Source organism: Streptomyces sp. NPDC091271 (assembly GCF_044757505.1).
Taxonomy (GTDB): domain Bacteria; phylum Actinomycetota; class Actinomycetes; order Streptomycetales; family Streptomycetaceae; genus Streptomyces.
In genome coordinates this window covers 1,299,957-1,318,392 of the sequence record NZ_JBIVVD010000001.1, presented here as the reverse complement: position 1 = coordinate 1,318,392, position 18,436 = coordinate 1,299,957, and the positions used below count along the sequence as shown (strand labels likewise).

The window sequence follows — 18,436 nt, the reverse complement described above, 5'->3', positions numbered from 1 at the left end:
CTGCTGTGGGGTGGTGGGCGGATGTGCGATCGGTCAGTGGTGCAGCCAGCAGGCGACCTCGCGGTCCTGGCCGGCGTCCGGCGGGGCGAGCGCCGGGACCCGCTCGGCACACGGCTCGAAGGCCTTGCCGCAGCGGGGGTGGAAGGCGCAGCCGGTGGGCATCGCGGAGAGGTGCGGGGGCGAGCCGGGGATGCCGGTGAGCTCGCGGCGGGGGCCGTGCAGCGCGGGGAAGGAGTGGAGCAGGCCCTCGCTGTAGGGGTGGCGGGGGTCGCGGTAGATCTCGGCCGCGCCGGCCTGCTCCACGATCCGGCCGCCGTACATGATCGCGATGCGGTCGGAGAACTCGATCAGCAGCGAGATGTCGTGGGTGATGAAGACGACGGAGAAGGAGAGGCGCTCCCGCAGTTCCACCAGCTTGCGCAGGATCTGCCGCTGCATCACCACGTCGAGCGCGGTGGTGGGCTCGTCCATGATGACGATCTCGGGTTCCAGTGCGAGCGCCATCGCGATCATCACGCGCTGGCGCATGCCGCCGGAGAGCTGGTGCGGATAGGCGGCGAGCCGGTCGGCGGAGATGCCGACGAGGTTGAGCAGTTCCTCGGCCCGCGCGGTCCGCTCGGCGGCCCGCATGCCGGGGCGATGCGCGGTGAGTACGTCGGTGAGCTGGCTGTGGACGGTGTGCACGGGGTTCAGCGAGTTCATCGCCCCCTGGAACACGATCGACAGTTCCTGCCAGCGGAAGGCACGCAGCTCGTCCGGGGTGAGGGAGAGGATGTCGACGGGCTCGCCGCCCGGCCGGTGGTAGTGGACGTCCCCGCCGGTGATCACTCCGGGCGGGGAGAGCAGCCGGGTGACGGCGTAGGCGAGGGTGGACTTTCCCGAGCCGGACTCGCCCGCCAGGCCGAGGACTTCGCCGCGGTGCAGGGTGAGGTCGATGTCCCGCAGGGCGCGGACGCCGTTCGCGCCCGTGCCGTAGTCGACGTTCAGGCCGCTGATGGAGAGGATCGGCTCGGCGGTCATGCGCTGTGCTCCTTGCTGGGCGTTCCGGGCGGCTCGGGTGCGGCGGGCGCGGCGGCGCGGGCCACCGGCGTGAAGCCGGGCGCGGTCTCCTCGGGCGCGGTGGCGCGGGCCACAGGGGTGAAGCCGACCCGCATCCGGACCTTCCGGGAGGAGCCCGTCGCGGTGCGCAGGCGCGGGTTGACGAACTCGTCGATGCCGAAGTTGATGAGCGAGAGGGCGGTGCCCAGCAGGGCGATGCACAGCCCGGCGGGCACGAACCACCACCAGGCGCCCTGGGCCAGGGCCTGGTTGGACTGGGCCCAGAAGAGCACGGTGCCCCAGTTCCAGTGGGAGATGTCGGCGACGCCGATGAAGGCGAGCGTGATCTCCGAGAGGACGGCGAAGATGACGGTGCCGACGAACCCGGACGCGATGACGGCCGTGAGGTTCGGCATGACCTCGAAGAGGATGATCCGCCAGGTGGACTCGCCGGTGGCCCGCGCCGCCTCCACGTAGTCGCGGCGCCGGAGCGACAGGGTCTGGGCGCGCAGGACGCGCGCGCCCCAGGCCCAGGAGGTGAGGGCGATGACGGCGGCGATCAGCATGTCCCCGGTGTCCTCGACGAAGCTCGCGATGATGATGATCAGCGGCAGGCCCGGGATGACGAGGAAGATGTTGGAGAGCATCGAGAGGATCTCGTCGGCGGCTCCGCCGAGGAACCCCGCGCTGACCCCGATGAGCACGGACAGCACGGTCGCCAGGATGCCGGCGAGGAATCCGACGAGCAGCACGCCGCGGGTGCCGACCAGGATCTGCGAGAGGACGTCCTGCCCGGTCTGCGTCGTGCCGAACCAGTGGTCGGCGGACGGCGGTTGCAGCAGCTGGTCGCTCATCGCGTCCGGGTCGTACGGGGCGAGCCAGGGGCCCGCCACGGCGAGGATCACGAAGAAGGCGAGGATCAGCAGCCCGGTGCGGGTCTTCCCGCCGCGGAGGAAGCGGAATCTGGCCCGGCCTGCCGCGGCGGGGGTGGGCGGGTCGTCCAGTACGGCGACGTCGGTGGCGGTGACGGACACAGTCGTCATGCCTCCTTACGAGTGCGGGGGTCGAGGAGGGCGTAGGCCATGTCGGCCAGCAGGTTCGCCGCGAGGACGGAGAGCGTGATGATCAGGAAGACGCCCTGCATCAGCGGGTAGTCCTTGGCTCCGACGGCCTGGAACAACTGGTAGCCGATGCCCGGGTAGGAGAAGACCATCTCGACCAGCAGGGTGCCGCCGACGATGAAGCCCAGCGAGAGGGCGAAGCCGGAGATGTTGGGCAGGACGGCGTTGCGCGCGGCGTAGGAGAACATCACGCGCCGCTCGGACAGCCCCTTGGCCTGCGCCACCATGACGTAGTCCTCGGAGGAGACGGTCACCATCATGTTGCGCATCCCGAGGATCCAGCCGGCGATGGCGCTGAGCACGATCGTCACGCCGGGCAGCACCCCGTGGTAGAGCGCGCTGGAGACGAACGGCCAGTCGAAGGCCGGGACCAGGGAGTTGTCGTAGCCTCCGGCGGCCGGGAAGATCTGCCACTTCACCGCGAACACGGCGATGGCGATGAGACCGAGCCAGAAGTACGGGATGGCCGAGATGAAGGTGGTCACGGGCAGCAGCCCGTCGAGCCAGGAGCCGCGCCGCCAGCCGCTGTAGACGCCGATGCCGGTGCCGAGCAGGAAGCTGATCAGGGTGGTGATGCCGACCAGGGCGAGCGTCCAGGGCAGCGACTGGGAGATCACCTCGCCGACCGGGGTCGGGAAGAAGGTGAAGGACAGTCCGAGGTCGCCGTCGAGCAGGTGGGACCAGTAGTCGGTGTACTGCGACCAGATGGACTGGTTCTCGTCGAGCCCGAACAGCGCCTTCAGGGAGGCGATGGCCGTGGTGTCGAGCTGCCCCTGGTAGCGGCTCATCAGGGCGTCGACGGGGTCGCCCGGCATCAGGCGCGGGATCAGGAAGTTGATGGTGATGGCGGCCCACGCGGTGACCGCGTAGAAGGCGATCCGCTGGAGGATGTACTTCACTTCGCTGCTCCCTCGGCGGTCGTGCCGTCGTACAGCCAGCAGGCGGCCCACTGGCCGTCCGCGAGGTCGAAGCGGGGCGGCAGTTCGGTGCGGCACCGCTCCATGGCCTTCGGGCAGCGGGGGTGGAAGCGGCAGCCGTCCGGCGGGGCGATCAGGGAGGGCGGCTCGCCGCTCCCGGTCTCCTCCTGCGCCTCCTCGTCCGCCACCCGGTCGGGATCGGGCGCGGAGGCGATCAGCAGCTGGGTGTAGGGGTGCGCGGGGTGCTGGGTGACCTGCTCGCTGTCGCCGCCCTCGACGATGCGTCCGGCGTACATCACCAGGGTGGTGTCGGCGAAGTAGCGGGCGGACGCGATGTCGTGGGTGATGTAGAGGATCGCTAGGTGCAGGCGCTCCTTGAGGTCGCGCAGCAGGTTGAGGACGCCGAGCCGGATCGACACGTCGAGCATCGAGACCGGTTCGTCGGCGAGCAGCACCTGGGGGTCGGCGCCGAGCGCGCGCGCTATCGCGACGCGCTGGCGCTGCCCTCCGGACAGCTCGTGCGGGAATTTGTCCAGGAACTGATGAGGAGGAGTCAGCTGGACGCGTTCCAGCAGGGCCGTCAGGTTCGTCTCCAGCTCCGCGTCCCCGCTCCCCGCCCGGCCATGGATCTTCAGGGCGCGGGTCAGGTGGTAGCGCACGGTGTGCACCGGGTTGAGCGAGGCGAACGGGTCCTGGAAGATCAGCTGGACCTGCTTGACGTATCTGCGGAAGGACCGGCCACGCCCGGCCTTCACCGCCGTGCCGCCCAGCTGGATCTCGCCCGCGGTGAGCGGGTAGAGCTGGGCGAGCAGCCGTGCGACGGTGGACTTTCCGGAGCCCGACTCCCCCACCAGGGCCGTGACGGTGCCGCGCCGGAGCTTCAGCGAGACGTCGTCGACGGCGTGGACGGTGCGGCGTCTGCGGGCGACGAGGTCGCCGGCGGTGCGCCGTACGGGGAAGTGCTTGGTGACTCCGCGTGCTTCGAGCACCACGTCGGTCGCGGTGCGCACGTCTGCGGACTGTGGTTCGGTGGTCATGGCCGGTTCTTCCCCGTACTTACTTGGCGGGCTTGAGGTTCAGCACGACTTCCAGCGCGTCGGGCTGGGTGTGCTGCGGGGCGGCGTACGGGTCTTCCTCGGTGGGCCAGCCCACCCAGTTCTTCGTGGAGTACTCGGCGCCGATGGGGGCCGCTGCCGTCGGGATGAGCGGGGCCTGCTCGACCATGATCTTCTGGAGGGCGTTCATCGCCTTGGTGCGCGTGGGGTCGTCCGTGGCGTTGGCGTACTCCTTCAGCGCGGCGGTGGCCTCGGGGCTCTTGAAGCGGCCGAAGTTGCCGAGCTGGGAGGGCTTGCCGATGGGCTGGAGGATCGCCCCGTCCATGATGTTCTGGTACATGTCGTACGGAGTGGCGCCGCTGTTGGTCCAGTGCAGGGTGGCGTCGAAGTTGCCGGCGGCGACGTCGTTGGTCCACGCCTCGGCGGTCTGCGTCTTGACCTTGGCCTCGATGCCGAGCTGCTTGATGTTGTCCTTGATGATCGAGAGCCCGGTGATGTAGTCGTTCCAGCCGGCCGGGTCGGTGAAAGTCAGCTCCACCGGCTTCCCGTTGGGGTCCTTGAGGACACCGCCGCTGAGCTGGAACCCGGCGTCCTTGAGGAGCGCCTTGGCACCGTCCACGTCGGGTTCGGTGGTGGCGCTCTTGTACTCCGGCGCGAGGAACGGGTCACCGGCGGGCAGCGGGATGCCGGTCGGGTTGCTGATCTCCGGGTAGAGGGTCGCCTGGGCCTGCACGTGGATCGCCTTGCGGTCGACGACCATGGCCATCGCCTTGCGCAGGGCCGGGTTGTCGAACGGCTTGCGGGCGGTGTTGAACCACAGCCCGTGGATGCCGAGCCCGGAGGGGAACCAGAGCTTGTGGTTCTTCGGGTCCTTGGCGACGTACAGCTGCTTGTAGTTCGGCATGAAGACGAACGACCACTCGAGCTTGCCGTTCGCCAGGGCCGTGGTCGCGGCGCTGTTGTCGTTGTACGTGCTGTAGCGCAGCTCCTTGACCTTGGTCTCGCCCTTCCAGTAGGTGGGCGTGGCGGTCAGGGTGGTGGTCTGCGGGGTGAAGGTCTTCAGCTTGTACGGGCCGGAGCCGACCGGGGTGCGGTTGGGCCAGGTCTCGGGGTTCTCGACCTTCTCCCAGATGTGCTTGGGCACGACGTACGTCGTGATGATCTTGTTCTGGTTGACGAACTGGGAGTCCTTGAAGGTCAGGACGACCTTCTTGCCCTCGACGGTGACGCCGTCGTACGGGATGCCGTTGCCGTTGAGCGCCGGGTGCTTCTTGAGCAGCTCGAAGGTGAACGCGACGTCTTCGGCGGTCAGCGGCTTGCCGTCGGCCCACTTGGCCCGGTCGTCCAGGGTGAAGGTGACCTTGGTGAAGTTGGCCTCCCAGTCCCACGCGGTCGCCAGCCACGGATCCGCCTTGTCGGTGGGGCGGATCTGGTTCGTCATCGCCAGCGGCTCGTAGATCATGAAGCGGTAGCCGAGGGTGGCGCTCGCCGAGGTCGCGAGGAACGGGTTGCTGTTGTTCGTCTGCGGTCCGTCCGGTTTGCCGAGGGTCAGGACACCGGACGCGCCGGCCCCGCCCCCCTTGTTGGCACCCGAGTTGGCGGACGAGCAGCCGGCGGCGAGCGCGACCACGGCGGTGGCGACTGAGAGCGCTCTCAGAGTGTGACGACGGCGTACGGACATGGCGACTCCAGGAGGACTGCGGGTCTGGGAGATCCGGCGGTGGTGGCAGCGCTGGACGCGCGGGGTGCGGGTGAGGCGTGTGCGGGTGCGGCTGGTTCGGGGATGCGGACGGGTGTCCGGCGGGGCCGGGTCCGTTACGGCGCCGAGTGGCGCACGACCAGTTCGGTGGGCAGCACGACCGGTCCGGCCGGTACGGCGGTGCCGCCGAGGTGGGAGAGCAGCAGGCTCGCCGCCGCCTCGCCCATCTGCCGCGTGGGCTGATGCACGGTGGTCAGCGGTGGTTCGGTGTGTTCGGCCATCGGGATGTCGTCGAAGCCGACCACCGCGATGTCGTCGGGTACGCGGCGGCCGGCGGCTCTCAGGGCGCGCAGGACCCCGGTCGCGGTGATGTCGTTGTGGGCGAAGACCGAGTCGAACTCCGTGCCGGCCGCGAGGAGTTCCTCCACGGCGAGACGGCCGCGGTGTTCGGTGAAGTCCCCGTCCACGACCAGGTCGGTGGGCAGGACCGAACGGAAGCCCGCGAGCCGGTCGCGGACGCAGCCGAAGTGCCGCGGTCCGGTGACGACCAGGGGCCTGGTGCGCCCCCCGTCCCGCAGATGGCGGGCGGCGGACGCGCCCCCCTCGTGATTGGTGGTCACGACGGAGGGGAATTCCGGGTGGTGGCCCCGGTCGTCGATCAGGACGATCGGCAGACCGGACCGGTGGAGTGCGGTGAGCTGGTCGAGCGTGTTCTCCGGTTCGACGACGACGAGCCCGTCGAAGGCGCGCGCCGACACCTGGGTGGTGAAGCGCTCGACGGACCGCGCGCCCCGGGTGCACGTGAAGAGCAGGAGCCCGTAGTCGGCGGCCTCGACCGTGTCGACGATCCCCTGGAGCACCTCACCCATCCAGGGCCAGGTGAACGAGGGCACCAGCAGGCCGACCGTACGGCTGCGGCCGCGTGCCAGCCCGACGGCGCCGGAGCTGGGTACGTAGCCGAGGTCAGCGATCACTTCACGAACGCGGGCAGCGGTCGAACCGTCCACTTCGCCCTTGAGGTTGATGACCCGTGACACAGTCGTCTTGCTGACGCCGGCCTCACGGGCGACATCGGCGATGGTGACACGCAACGGGGCCTCCAGGGACAAGGCAGGACAGGGGTGGCGTGGGCTTCGGTACCGGTTCCGTAACCGGTACCGGAACCGGTACCGGCGTTGCGGCTGGAGTTAACCGCGCCGGAACAGGGGCGTCAATACTTCACGCCGACATTGGTCCGTACCCATGATCGAAGCAGGTCCGGCGAGCCTTCGGTTCACTTCTTGAACGAACGAAGGTCTTGACGCGAACACGTAAGAGCAGTTCACTCACGGCTCGTTCGACGGCACTTCCCCCACGCCCCTGCCGAGAAAGGCAGCAGCCCATGATTCGGACAAGCAGAGCGGTGAGAGTCCTCGTCGCGACGGCGCTCGCGACCGCGGGACTGGCCGGACTCTCCTCCGGTACCGCACAGGCCGCCGGTGAGACCGTGAACATCGTGCTGACCACCACGGACGACTCCGGCGGACGTCATGTCACCCGGGGTCTCCAGCCGCAGACGCCGATCGCCTTCGGTTCCGGCAACGGCGGCTCCGGCACGAACATCACCGTCGACGAGAACACGCGCTACCAGACCTTCACCGGCGGCGGCGCCTCGTTCACGGACACGGCGGCCTGGCTGATGAAGGGCAGCGGGGCGCTGAGCCAGGCGACCCGCGACGAGACGATGAAGAAGCTCTTCTCCCCCACGGAGGGCATCGGGCTCTCGTTCGTACGCAATCCCATGGGCGGTTCCGACCTGGCGCGGTTCGGCTACACCTACGACGACATGCCGGCCGGTCAGACGGACCCGAGCCTCGCCAACTTCTCGATCGCACACGATCTGCAGGACGTGCTGCCGCTCACCGAACAGGCCAAGCAGCTCAACCCGGCCCTCACGACGGTCGCCTCCCCGTGGACCGCGCCGGCCTGGATGAAGGACAGCGGACAGCTCAACGGCGGCTGGCTGAAGGCCGAGAACTACGGCGCTTACGCGAACTACTTCGTGAAGTACCTCCAGGCCTGGAAGGACCAGGGCGTCCCGGTCGACTACGTCACCGCGCAGAACGAGCCGACCTGCTGCTCCGGCTATCCGTCGATGAGCTGGAACGGCTCCGGGCTGGCCTACTTCACCAAGAGCGAGCTGCTGCCGAAGCTCCAGTCGGCGGGCCTGGCCACCAAGGTGCTGGCGCACGACTGGAACTGGGACACCTACGACGCGTACGCCGCCGCGACGGTCGACGACGCGGCGGTGCGCAGCCACCCGAACTTCGGCGGGATCGCCTGGCACGGGTACGGCGGTGACATCGCCAAGCAGACGGCCGTGCACAACCGGTACCCGGGACTGGACGCCTTCCAGACCGAGCACTCGGGCGGCACGTGGATCGCCGACCAGCAGCGCGAGGACATGCTGAACATCATCGACTACACCCGCAACTGGGCGAAGTCGGTGACCAAGTGGTCGCTGGCCGTCGACCAGAACCGGGGCCCGCACAACGGCGGCTGCGGCACCTGCGACGGGCTGGTCACCGTGCACAACGGGGACAGCAGGCACGGCCAGGTCGACTACACGGTCGAGTACTACACGATGGGCCACCTGACGAAGTACGTCCGGCCCGGCGCATCCCGTATCGCCTCCACGGGCAGCTCGGCCGTGCCCAACGTGGCCTGGCGCAACCAGGACGGTTCGAAGGCCCTGATCGCGTACAACGGTTCGGCGTCCGCCCAGCAGGTCACCGTCAACTGGGGCGGGCAGAGGTTCACCTACTCGCTGCCCGGCCGCACCTCGGCCACGTTCACCTGGTCGGGCACCCAGTCGGGCTCCTCGGGCAGCAGTGGCGCCCTCGCGGGCACCGGCGGCAAGTGCCTGGACGCCACAGGCAACACCGGCGCCGACGGAACCCCCGTCCAGATCTGGGACTGCACCGGCGCGGCCAACCAGCGCTGGACGGTCGGCGGCGACGGAAGCATCAAGGTGCTCGGCGCCTGCCTCGACGTCACCTCGGGTTCCACGGCCGACGGAGCAAAGGTCCAGCTGTACACCTGCAACGGCTCGGGCGCGCAACGCTGGACGTACGACGCGTCGACGGGGGACGTGGTCAACACGGCGGCGGACAAGTGCCTCGACGTGACCGATCAGTCCTCGGCGAACGGCGCCCGCGTCCAGATCTGGAGCTGCACCGGAGCCGCCAACCAGAAGTGGCGGCTCCAGTAGGGCTCTCCGTCAGTCGGTCGGCTCGACGCCCGCACGCAGCAGGCCGTACGTGTAGGCGTCCTCCAGGGCCTGCCAGGACGCGGCGATGACGTTCTCGGCCACGCCGACCGTCGCCCAGTCACCGGATCCATCGCCCGTGGTGATCAGCACCCGGGTGGTGGAGTCGGAGCCGGTGCGGCCTTCCAGGATGCGGACCTTGTAGTCGACCAGCTCCAGCTTGGCGAGCTGCGGATAGATGCGTTCCAGGCCGACCCGGAGCGCCCGGTCCAGGGCGTTGACCGGGCCGTTGCCCTCGGCGGTGGCGACGATGCGCTCGCCCTTGGCCCAGAGCTTCACGGTCGCCTCGTTGGCGTGGGTGCCGTCGGGGCGGTCCTCGACGATGGCCCGCCAGGACTCGACGCGGAAGTAACGGCGGGGCCTGCCGTCGACCTCCGAACGCAGCAGCAGCTCGAAGGAGGCGTCGGCAGCCTCGTAGGTGTAGCCCCTGAGCTCGCGCTCCTTGACCCGCTCGACGACCCGTTGGACGAGTGCGCGGTCGCCCCCCAGGTCGATGCCGAGCTCCTTGCCCTTGAGCTCGATGGAGGCACGGCCCGCCATGTCGGAGACCAGCATCCGCATGGTGTTGCCGACGTGCTCCGGGTCGATGTGCTGGTAGAGGTCCGGGTCGACCTTGATCGCGGAGGCGTGCAGCCCTGCCTTGTGCGCGAAGGCGGAGACACCGACGTACGGCTGGTGGGTGGAGGGCGTGAGGTTGACGACCTCGGCGATGGCGTGGGAGATACGGGTCATCTCGGCGAGCGCGCCCTCGTGCAGGACGGTCTTGCCGTACTTGAGTTCCAGCGCGGCGACGACGGGGAAGAGGTTGGCGTTGCCGACCCGCTCGCCGTAACCGTTGGCGGTGCACTGCACGTGGGTGGCGCCCGCGTCGACGGCGGCCAGGGTGTTGGCGACGGCGCAGCCCGTGTCGTCCTGGGCGTGGATGCCGAGCCGGGCGCCGGTGTCGGCGAGGACGGTGGAGACGACGGCCTGCACCTGGGCGGGGAGCATCCCGCCGTTGGTGTCGCAGAGGATGACCACGTCGGCGCCGGCCTCGTGGGCGGTGCGCACGACCGCCTTGGCGTACTCCGGGTTGGCTCGGTAGCCGTCGAAGAAGTGCTCGCAGTCGACGAAGACCCGGCGGCCCTGCTCCCGGAGGTGGCTGACGGTGTCGCGGACCATCTCCAGGTTCTCGTCCAGGGTGGTGCGCAGGGCCAGTTCCACATGGCGGTCGTGGGACTTGGCGACCAGCGTGACGACGGGGGCGCCGGAGTCCAGGAGCGCCTGTACCTGCGGGTCCTCGGCGGCCTTGCCGCCGGCCCGGCGGGTGGCGCCGAAGGCGACGAGCTGGGCGTGCTCGAAGTCGATCTCCTGCTGGGCGCGAGCGAAGAACTCGGTGTCGCGGGGGTTGGCGCCGGGCCAGCCGCCCTCGATGAAGCCCACGCCGAAGTCGTCCAGATGCCGGGCAATGGTCAGCTTGTCCGCGACCGTCAGGTTGATGCCTTCACGCTGCGCACCGTCGCGCAGGGTGGTGTCGAAGACATGGAAGGTGTCGTCGGGGGCCGTGGCCTTGGTGGTCATGCTGATCTGACTCCTGTCGGGTGAGCGGATCCGGACGAATCGGCTCCACTTGCCCCCATCATCTCGCGTGCCTCGCCCCGGCCGTGGTGTGGGCCGGAAAACGAAAAAACCCCTCGCGGGTGCGAGAGGTCTGCGCGCGGGTCTGGGGCACGATGTCCGTTCCGTACATGGTGGTACGGGACGGTCACTGCGGACCGGCGCGCCTGCTGCCGATAATCATGGCGAACGAGGACACGCCCGCAGTCTGGCACAGCGGCACTCCCTGGTCCCGGCCCGTCTCAGGATGCGGGCGTGATGTCCGTCGCAGGGGCGGCCGGCGCGGGAGGTGCGAGCGTCTCGTCCGTATATCTGCGCATCTGGTCCAGGACCTGTTCCCGTCCGGTGCCGGGGATGCCGACGGTGACATGGACGCTGAAGCCGTCCAGCAGGGCCCGCAGGCGGGTGGCGGCCCGGTCGGTGTCGACGGCGCGGAACTCGCCGCGCGCGATGCCGTCGGCCAGCAGCTCCGTGAGGTCGCGGTGCCAGGCGTCCTCGATGGCGGCCTGCCGGGCGCGGGCGTCGTCGTCGGCGCCCTGCGAGCGGTTCCAGACCTCCAGCCAGAGCGTCCAGTGCGGGTCGCGATGGCCGTCGGGGACGTACAGCGCGATGTAGGCGTCGAGCCGCTCGCGTGCGGTGCCGGGCCCGGTGAGCAGGGCCCGGCGTTCAACGCCGAGCCGTGCCTCGCTCCACTCCAGGGTCTGCAGCAGCAGCTCGTCCTTGGTGCGGAAGTAGTAGAGGAGGTGGCCGCTGCTCATCCGCACCTCCCGGCCGAGCCCCGCCATGGTGAGCCCGTCGAGCCCACGCTCGGCGACGGTGGCCATGACGGCGGCGAGCACGTCCTCCCTGGGCGGGGCGATGTTGCGACGGCGCGGGGTACTGGGCACGGTTCAGATCCTGGGCTGTTGCTGCGTGATGCAGTGGATGCCTCCACCACCGGCAAAGATCGTACGGGCGTCGACGGGTGTCACCGTACGGTCGGGGAAGAGGTCGCCGAAGACGGCCGCCGCCTCCTCGTCCCTCGGGTCGTCGAAGGCGCAGAGGACCACTCCGCCGTTGCAGAGGTAGTGGTTGATGTAGGAGTAGTCGGCCCACGCGCCGTCGGCGTCGGTGAGCGCCGTGGGGGCGAGGACCTCCACGACCTCCAGCGGGCGGCCCCGGGCGTCCGTGGCGGCCCGCAGGATCCGGACGGTCTCACGGGTGATCCCGTGGTCCGGGTGGGAGGGGTCCGGCTGGACGTGGGCGACGACGACCCCCGGGCGGGCGAAGGCGGCGACGATGTCGACATGGCCGAGGGTGCCGTACGTTCCGTAGTCCCCGGCCAGGCCCCGGGGCAGCCAGATCGCCTTCTCGGTGCCGAGGCGGGCGTGGATCTCGTCCTCGACGGCCTGCCGGGTCCAGCCGGGGTTGCGCTCCTTGCCCAGCTGGACGGTTTCGGTGAGCAGCACGGTGCCTTCGCCGTCCACGTGGATCGCGCCGCCCTCGTTGACCAGGGGTGAGCTGTGCACGGGGACGCCGGCGAGGTCGGCGACGGCCCGCGCGATGTGCCGGTCGTGCTCCCAGCGGGCCCACCCCTGGGCGCCCCAGCCGTTGAACGTCCAGTCCACAGCGGCGAGTCGCCGGCCGTCGGTGACGAACGTGGGGCCGATGTCGCGCATCCACGCGTCGTCGAGGGGACGTACGGCCGTCTCGATGTCCGGGCCGAGGAGCTCCCGGGCGCTGTCCTCCTGGCCCGGCCCGACGATCACGGTGACGGGTTCGAAGCGGCGTACGGCGCGGGCGACGCCGGCCCAGGCCCGGCGGGCCTCGTCGAGCTCGGCGCCGGTGGCGAAGGTGGGGTTGGGGCCCGGCCAGGCCATCCAGGTGCGCTCGTGGGGGGCCCACTCGGGCGGCATACGGAAGGTCATGGCGGGTCCTAGAGAAAGTAGAGGCGGTTGAGGGAGACGGATTCGGCGGCCGGTGAGCGCAGAGGGTCGCCGTCGAGGGTGACGAGGCCGGTCTCGCCGTCCACGCCGACTGTCCCGGTACGGGAGTTGAGGCGCAGGTCCGCCGGTCCGATGGAGCGTGTGCCACGGACCGCGACCCTGCGGCGGCGGGTGGGCATGAGGTCGGCGCCCAGCTGGGTGGCGGCCTCGGCGACGAAGGCGACGGAGAGGTCAGCTGCCGTGGCCCCGTACGCGCCGAACTGCGGTCCCAGGACAAGGGGTTCGCAGGTGTCGGTGGCGGCGTTGGGGTCGCCCGTGACTCCGTAGGCGGGGAAGCCGGACTTCAGGACCAGCTGGGGCTTCGCACCGAAGAACTCGGGGCGCCAGAGGACGATGTCGGCGAGCTTGCCCGTCTCGATGGAGCCGACCTCGTGCGACAGACCGTGGGCGATGGCCGGGTTGACCGTGAGCTTGGCGATGTAGCGCAGCACACGCCCGTTGTCGTCACCAGGCCCGTCGCCCTCCATCGGGCCGAGCTCGGCCTTCATCTTCGCGGCCATGGCGAAGGTGCGGCGCACGGTCTCACCGGCCCGGCCCATGCCCTGCGCGTCGGAGGAGGTGATCCCGATGGCGCCCAGGTCGTGCAGCACGTCCTCGGCGCCCATCGTGCCCGCCCTGATCCGGTCGCGGGCCATCGCGGCGTCGCCGGGGAGGTCGGTCTTGAGGTCGTGGACGGAGACGATCATCCCGTAGTGCTCGGCGACAGCGTCCCGGCCGAAGGGGAGCGTCGGGTTCGTGGAGGACCCGATGACATTGGGGACGCCGGCCATCTTCAGCACGTTGGGCACGTGCCCGCCGCCGCATCCCTCGATGTGGAAGGCGTGGATCGTACGGCCTTCGAGCACACTCAGGGTGTCCTCGACGGACAGGCACTCGTTCAGCCCGTCGCTGTGCAGGGCGACCTGGACGTCGTGATCCTCGGCGACCCGCAGCGCGGTGTCCAGGGCGCGGGTGTGGGCGCCCATGTCCTCGTGGACCTTGAAGCCGCAGGCGCCTCCCTCGGCGAGCGCCTCGACCAGCGGCGCCTCGTGGGAGGACGAACCGCGGCCCAGGAAACCGATGTTGACGGGCCAGGCGTCGAAGGCGTTGAAGGCGTGGCGCAGGGCCCACGGGGAGTTGACGCCCACGCCCCAGACCGGGCCGAACTCCTGGCCGATGATCGTGGTGACGCCGGAGGCCAGGGACGCCTCCATGATGCGCGGGGAGAGCAGATGGACATGGGGGTCCACGGCGCCCGCCGTCGCGATCAGGCCCTCGCCCGAGACGATGGTGGTGCCCGTGCCGACGACCACGTCGACGCCGTCGACGGTGTCCGGATTGCCGGCCCGACCGATCGCGGCGATGCGGCCCTCGCGGATGCCGATCGAGACCTTCCGGATGCCGAGCACGGCATCGATGACCAGGACGTTGCTGATGACGACGTCGCAGGTCTCCCGGACGGCGGCGGCCTTGAGGTGCAGGCCGTCCCGGGCCGTCTTGCCGAAGCCTGCCAGGAACTCGTCGCCCTGCTTCTGGGCGTCGGACTCCACACGGACGGTCAGCCCGGAGTCGCCGAGCCTGATCCGGTCCCCGGCGCGCGGCCCGTGCACGGAGGCGTATTCGTACGGGTCCATCACTCCCTCTCCCCCGCTCCGAGGTAGCCGCAGGCCGCCGCTCTGCGCAGCGCCTCCTCCTTGGCGCCCGGCGCGTCGAGCGGTCCGTCGACGAGCCCGGCGAAGCCGATCGCGATCCGGTCGCCGCCGATGGGGACGAGTGCGGCCTCGGCGGTCTCCCCCGGGCCGAAGCGGACGGAGGAGCCGGCCGGTACGCCCAGCCGCATCCCGTACGCCGCCGCGCGGTCGAAGTGGAGCCGGGGGTTGGACTCGAAGAAGTGGAAGTGCGACGTCACGCTGACCGGGACGGTCGCGGTGTTACGGACGGTGAGCCGCACGGCGGGCTCCGGCCCGGGCGTCGCGGGGCCGGGGAGGAGCGCGCCGGGGGCGTCGTCGCCGAGAGTCCCGCCGTCGAGGGGGCCGCTGACGACGGCGAGCCGGGACCCGTCGTCGAACACCGCCTCCACCTGGACCTCGGTGACGACGTCGGCAACGCCCGGCAGCACGTCGTCCGGCCCGAGCACGGCACGGGCGGCCTCGATCGCCTCGGCCAGCCTGCGTCCGTCCCTGGCCGCCTCGCAGACGGTGTCCGCGATCAGGGCGGTCGCTTCGGGCACGTTGAGCCGCAGACCACGGGCGCGCCGGGCCCTGGCCAGCTCGGCCGCGCCGAAGAGCAGCAGCCGGTCGCGTTCGGTCGGGGTCAGTCGCACGTCACGGCACCTCCTGGTTGGAGCAGCACTCTAACCATGTTTTGAGCGGCGCTCAAAACTCGGGGGACGACAAAGGCCGCGCCCCTGGTGGGCGCGGCCTTCTCGTGGGTACGGCGGACGACTAGCCGAGCTCGTGCATCCAGCCGTGCGTGTCCTCGGCGGTGCCGCGCTGGATGTCCAGCAGACGGTCCCGCAGCTTCATGGTGACCTCGCCGGGGGTGCCGTCGCCCTGGGTCCACTCGCCGCCTGCGGACTTCACGGTGCCGACGGGCGTGATGACGGCCGCGGTGCCGCAGGCGAAGACCTCGGTGAGGGTGCCGTTCTCGGTGTCCGTGCGCCACTGGTCGATGGAGACGCGGCTCTCCTCGGAGGCGTAACCGAGGTCACGGGCCACGGTGAGGAGGGAGTCGCGGGTGATCCCGGCGAGCAGCGACCCGGTGAGGGAGGGGGTGACGATCCGCTTGCCGCCGTCCTCCTGTCCGTACACGAAGTAGAGGTTCATGCCGCCGAGCTCCTCGACCCACTTGTGCTCGACCGCGTCGAGGTAGGCGACCTGGTCGCAGCCCTGCTCAGCCGCCTCGGCCTGGGCGAGGAGGGACGCGGCGTAGTTGCCGCCGGTCTTGGCGTCGCCGACCCCGCCGGGGACGGCCCGCACCCGGTCCTGGGAGAGCCAGATCGAGACCGGCTGCACACCGCCGGGGAAGTAGGCGCCGGCGGGAGAGGCGATGACGACGAAGAGGTACTCGTTGGCGGGGCGGACCCCGAGGCCCACCTCGGCGGCGATCATGAACGGGCGCAGGTAGAGGGACTCCTCGCCGCCGTGCGGCGGGACCCAGGCCTGATCCTGCCGGACCAGGACGTCACAGGCCTCGATGAAGGTCTCGACGGGCAGCTCCGGCATCGCCATGCGGGCGGCGGACCGCTGGAAGCGGGCGGCGTTGGCCTCGGGGCGGAAGGTGGCGACCGATCCGTCGGGCTGCCGGTAGGCCTTGAGGCCCTCGAAGATCTCCTGCCCGTAGTGCAGGGTCATGTTGGCCGGGTCGAGCGACAGCGGGCCGTACGGCACGAGCTGCGCGTCGTGCCAGCCGCGGCCCTCGGTCCAGCTGATCGTCACCATGTGGTCGGTGAAGTACCGGCCGAACCCGGGGTTGGCCATGGCCGCCGCGCGCTCCGCGTCGGACAGCGGGTGCGAGGAGGGCTTGAGCTCGATCGTGGGCGTCGTCATGAGTGCGTGTCCTTCACCGGTCTTGTGTGTGATGGACCGCGCTCACGCCCGCTCCTGCCCGGCAGCCGCCGGGCAGGTTGTAGGACGTCCGAGCTCTACCGCGCGCCGCGGTCCCGCGTTCGATTATCTCCCGGGGGCGGCTGTGCACGAAATGATGCGATTGCGGTGACGTTCACGGCGACGCTCACGCGACGCGAAAACGCGGTCCAGGGGTCGATGGTGGCACCCGGAGACCGCGAGAAGAAGCCGCCGGGTGCGGTTGCGACCCGGCGGCTTCGAAGTGGAGACGTCGGGTCAGCTCGCTACGCGTACCGCGAGCGCGTCGCCGATCTCGTCGGTGGTACGTGCGTTCTGTCCGTCACGCTCCGCGAGGTCGGCGGAGACGGCCTCCTCGATGCGCACGGCCTCGGCCTCGTAGCCGAGGTGGCGCAGCAGGAGGGCGACGGAGAGGATCGTGGCCGTCGGGTCGGCCTTGCCCTGGCCCGCGATGTCGGGCGCGGTGCCGTGCACCGGCTCGAACATGGACGGGAAGGCGCCCGTCGGGTTGATGTTGCCGGACGCGGCCAGGCCGATGCCGCCGGTCACGGCTGCGGCCAGGTCGGTGAGGATGTCACCGAAGAGGTTGTCGGTGACGATGACGTCGAAGCGCTCCGGCTGGGTGACGAAGAAGATCGTCGCGGCGTCGACGTGCAGGTAGTCGGTGGTGACCTCGGGGAACTCGGCCGCGACATTGTCGAAGGTGTTCTTCCACAGGTGGCCGGCGTACACGAGGACGTTGTTCTTGTGGACCAGCGTCAGCTTCTTGCGCGGGCGGGCCGCGGCGCGCGCGAAGGCGTCGCGCACGACGCGCTCGACGCCGTAGGCGGTGTTGACGCTGACCTCGGTGGCGACCTCGTGCTCCGTGCCCGTGCGCAGGGAACCGCCGTTGCCCGTGTACGGGCCCTCGGTTCCCTCGCGGACGACGACGAAGTCGATCTCGGGACGGCCGGCCAGCGGCGTGGCGGTGTTCGGGAAGAGCTTCGACGGCCGCAGGTTGATGAAGTGGTCGAAGGCGAAGCGCAGCTTCAGCAGCAGCCCGCGCTCCAGCACGCCCGACGGCACGGACGGGTCACCGATGGCGCCGAGCAGGATGGCGTCGTGACCCTTGAGGGCCTCGAGCTCCGCGTCGGGGAGGGTCTCACCGGTGCGGTGCCATCGCTGGGCGCCGAGGTCGTACTCCTTGGTCTCCAGCTTCACATCCTGCGGGAGAACAGCGTTGAGAACCTTGAGGCCCTGGGTGACGACCTCCTGGCCGATACCGTCGCCGGGGATCACTGCGAGATCGATGCTGCGAGACATACAGGCACCCTAGCTTCCGTCCCACCCCATGACATTCGACGTCCACGATACGGACATCGCGTGTCCCCCGCGGGGGACGGATGCCATGAGGCGGGACCGGGACCTCAGTGGCCGGTCGACCCGCCGTTGTCCCGGCGGTCGAGGGCGCGCTGCAGGGCGGCGGCGGCGTTCTTGCGCTCCGCCTCGGCGGAGCGGGAGCTGTGACGGACGCGGCGGACAGTGGTCTCGGCCATGAGGGATCGACTCCTTGAGATCGCGTGGATTTCGAGATCGGGACTTCGCGCAACGGATATCGAGATCGGGATTTCGAGGCGCCGGCAGGGGCGGGGAGCTGCCGCAGGGGTTGCCTGCTCGGGGCACGCTCACACACGCCGGTCGCTGGATCAGCGATTCGTTCGGCTCCTACAAAGCTAGGACAGCTCGGGCCATCTGTCTCTACAGATACTCGGACTTCCTACTATCTGAGACGGCGGCGGCGGATCCCCACCGCCCGGACAGGGAATTCGTCGTGACCGGCGGGCGCGGCACCACGTACGGGCGGACCGGGCGTCAGCCCTCGGACGTCAGCCCCCGGACGTCAGCCCCCGGACGTCGCCGCGGTCTGCGTCCGGTGCGGGGACACCGTCGCCGTGCCGGCCGACGAATCCCTGCCGGACGCCCTCGCCCATGCCGGACACCCCTCCCGTCCGGGTGCCGCGAAGGCGTCTGCGGCAGCTGCAAGGTCACCGTCCTGGGCGGCGCACCCGAGCACCGGGACGACATCGGCGTTCCCGAGCGCCGGATGTACGCCTGCGTCTCCCGGGCCCTGTCCCCCCGGCTCACCCTGGACCACTCGCCGCGCAGGCGGCGACTG

15 protein-coding genes and 1 pseudogene are annotated in these 18,436 nt (G+C 70.2%); 2 read left to right on the top strand and 14 right to left on the bottom strand.

All coding sequences use genetic code 11. The annotated features are described in order from the left end of the window. Positions 1–33: 33 nt before the first annotated feature. The 6 genes from ACIQM3_RS06260 to ACIQM3_RS06235 all read right to left on the bottom strand — a co-directional run bounded on the left by ACIQM3_RS06260 (position 34) and on the right by ACIQM3_RS06235 (position 6,921). On the bottom strand, positions 34–1,020 hold the full coding sequence (locus ACIQM3_RS06260) for an ABC transporter ATP-binding protein (protein ID WP_401619440.1): 987 nt from the start codon (positions 1,018–1,020) through the stop codon (positions 34–36). After that, entirely contained in the window at positions 1,017–2,072 is a 1,056-nt protein-coding gene (locus ACIQM3_RS06255) for an ABC transporter permease (RefSeq protein WP_401620026.1), read from the bottom strand. Before ACIQM3_RS06255 ends, ACIQM3_RS06260 begins: the two co-directional genes overlap by 4 nt. Positions 2,073–2,077: 5 nt before the next feature. Continuing rightward, positions 2,078–3,058 carry an ABC transporter permease gene (locus ACIQM3_RS06250; RefSeq protein WP_401619437.1) on the bottom strand — a complete coding sequence of 327 codons (981 nt, stop codon included), beginning with the start codon at positions 3,056–3,058 and terminating at the stop codon, positions 2,078–2,080. Continuing rightward, complete coding sequence (locus ACIQM3_RS06245; RefSeq protein ID WP_401619434.1) at positions 3,055–4,113, bottom strand: ABC transporter ATP-binding protein; 1,059 nt, start codon at positions 4,111–4,113, stop codon at positions 3,055–3,057. The genes ACIQM3_RS06250 and ACIQM3_RS06245 overlap by 4 nt, the downstream gene beginning before the upstream one ends. A 19-nt stretch (positions 4,114–4,132) precedes the next feature. Beyond that, positions 4,133–5,812 (bottom strand): ABC transporter substrate-binding protein, encoded by a 1,680-nt coding sequence (locus ACIQM3_RS06240; protein ID WP_401619431.1) that lies wholly within the window; start codon positions 5,810–5,812, stop codon positions 4,133–4,135. Between the two features lie 134 nt (positions 5,813–5,946). Beyond that, positions 5,947–6,921: a LacI family DNA-binding transcriptional regulator gene (locus ACIQM3_RS06235; RefSeq protein WP_401619428.1), complete on the bottom strand. Its 975-nt coding sequence runs from the start codon at positions 6,919–6,921 to the stop codon at positions 5,947–5,949. Between the two features lie 290 nt (positions 6,922–7,211). Here ACIQM3_RS06235 and ACIQM3_RS06230 point away from each other — a divergent pair, with 290 nt between their 5' ends. Next, positions 7,212–9,080 carry a lectin gene (locus ACIQM3_RS06230; RefSeq protein ID WP_401619425.1) on the top strand — a complete coding sequence of 623 codons (1,869 nt, stop codon included), beginning with the start codon at positions 7,212–7,214 and terminating at the stop codon, positions 9,078–9,080. Positions 9,081–9,089: 9 nt separating this feature from the next. Here the strand turns inward: ACIQM3_RS06230 and cimA are convergent, their stop codons facing one another. The 8 genes from cimA to ACIQM3_RS06190 form a co-directional block, all read right to left on the bottom strand. Beyond that, a complete protein-coding gene (cimA, locus tag ACIQM3_RS06225; protein WP_401619422.1) occupies positions 9,090–10,697 on the bottom strand; it encodes a citramalate synthase in 1,608 nt (535 codons plus the stop codon). Between the two features lie 278 nt (positions 10,698–10,975). After that, entirely contained in the window at positions 10,976–11,620 is a 645-nt protein-coding gene (locus ACIQM3_RS06220; protein ID WP_401619419.1) for a TetR/AcrR family transcriptional regulator, read from the bottom strand. 3 nt (positions 11,621–11,623) lie between these two features. After that, positions 11,624–12,640 carry an agmatine/peptidylarginine deiminase gene (locus tag ACIQM3_RS06215; protein WP_401619416.1) on the bottom strand — a complete coding sequence of 339 codons (1,017 nt, stop codon included), beginning with the start codon at positions 12,638–12,640 and terminating at the stop codon, positions 11,624–11,626. Between the two features lie 8 nt (positions 12,641–12,648). Continuing rightward, on the bottom strand, positions 12,649–14,331 hold the full coding sequence (locus ACIQM3_RS06210) for an urease subunit alpha (RefSeq protein ID WP_401619413.1): 1,683 nt from the start codon (positions 14,329–14,331) through the stop codon (positions 12,649–12,651). Beyond that, positions 14,331–15,020: an urease subunit gamma gene (gene ureA, locus ACIQM3_RS06205; RefSeq protein WP_401619410.1), complete on the bottom strand. Its 690-nt coding sequence runs from the start codon at positions 15,018–15,020 to the stop codon at positions 14,331–14,333. The genes ACIQM3_RS06210 and ureA overlap by 1 nt, the downstream gene beginning before the upstream one ends. Positions 15,021–15,141: 121 nt before the next feature. Beyond that, a complete protein-coding gene (locus tag ACIQM3_RS06200) occupies positions 15,142–16,245 on the bottom strand; it encodes a branched-chain amino acid aminotransferase (RefSeq protein ID WP_401619407.1) in 1,104 nt (367 codons plus the stop codon). 294 nt (positions 16,246–16,539) lie between these two features. Beyond that, the gene (locus ACIQM3_RS06195) at positions 16,540–17,583 is read right to left on the bottom strand and encodes a 3-isopropylmalate dehydrogenase (RefSeq protein WP_401619404.1); all 1,044 of its coding nucleotides are present in this window, start codon (positions 17,581–17,583) and stop codon (positions 16,540–16,542) included. Between the two features lie 104 nt (positions 17,584–17,687). After that, entirely contained in the window at positions 17,688–17,816 is a 129-nt protein-coding gene (locus ACIQM3_RS06190) for a hypothetical protein (RefSeq protein ID WP_401619401.1), read from the bottom strand. A 363-nt stretch (positions 17,817–18,179) separates the two neighbouring features. Here ACIQM3_RS06190 and ACIQM3_RS06185 point away from each other — a divergent pair. Further along, positions 18,180–18,412, top strand: a pseudogene (locus ACIQM3_RS06185) (2Fe-2S iron-sulfur cluster-binding protein); the annotation flags it as partial. Between the last annotated feature and the right edge of the window lie 24 nt (positions 18,413–18,436).

What these genes read in the sequence shown, in the direction of transcription:
- cimA (WP_401619422.1), bottom strand. Translation starts at nt 10,697, where the DNA reads ATGACCACCAAGGCCACGGCCCCCGACGACACCTTCCATGTCTTCGAC.
- ACIQM3_RS06260 (WP_401619440.1), bottom strand. Translation starts at nt 1,020, where the DNA reads ATGACCGCCGAGCCGATCCTCTCCATCAGCGGCCTGAACGTCGACTAC.
- ACIQM3_RS06230 (WP_401619425.1), top strand. Translation starts at nt 7,212, where the DNA reads ATGATTCGGACAAGCAGAGCGGTGAGAGTCCTCGTCGCGACGGCGCTC.
- ACIQM3_RS06245 (WP_401619434.1), bottom strand. Translation starts at nt 4,113, where the DNA reads ATGACCACCGAACCACAGTCCGCAGACGTGCGCACCGCGACCGACGTG.
- ACIQM3_RS06210 (WP_401619413.1), bottom strand. Translation starts at nt 14,331, where the DNA reads ATGGACCCGTACGAATACGCCTCCGTGCACGGGCCGCGCGCCGGGGAC.
- ACIQM3_RS06190 (WP_401619401.1), bottom strand. Translation starts at nt 17,816, where the DNA reads ATGGCCGAGACCACTGTCCGCCGCGTCCGTCACAGCTCCCGCTCCGCC.
- ACIQM3_RS06215 (WP_401619416.1), bottom strand. Translation starts at nt 12,640, where the DNA reads ATGACCTTCCGTATGCCGCCCGAGTGGGCCCCCCACGAGCGCACCTGG.
- ACIQM3_RS06200 (WP_401619407.1), bottom strand. Translation starts at nt 16,245, where the DNA reads ATGACGACGCCCACGATCGAGCTCAAGCCCTCCTCGCACCCGCTGTCC.
- ACIQM3_RS06240 (WP_401619431.1), bottom strand. Translation starts at nt 5,812, where the DNA reads ATGTCCGTACGCCGTCGTCACACTCTGAGAGCGCTCTCAGTCGCCACC.
- ACIQM3_RS06195 (WP_401619404.1), bottom strand. Translation starts at nt 17,583, where the DNA reads ATGTCTCGCAGCATCGATCTCGCAGTGATCCCCGGCGACGGTATCGGC.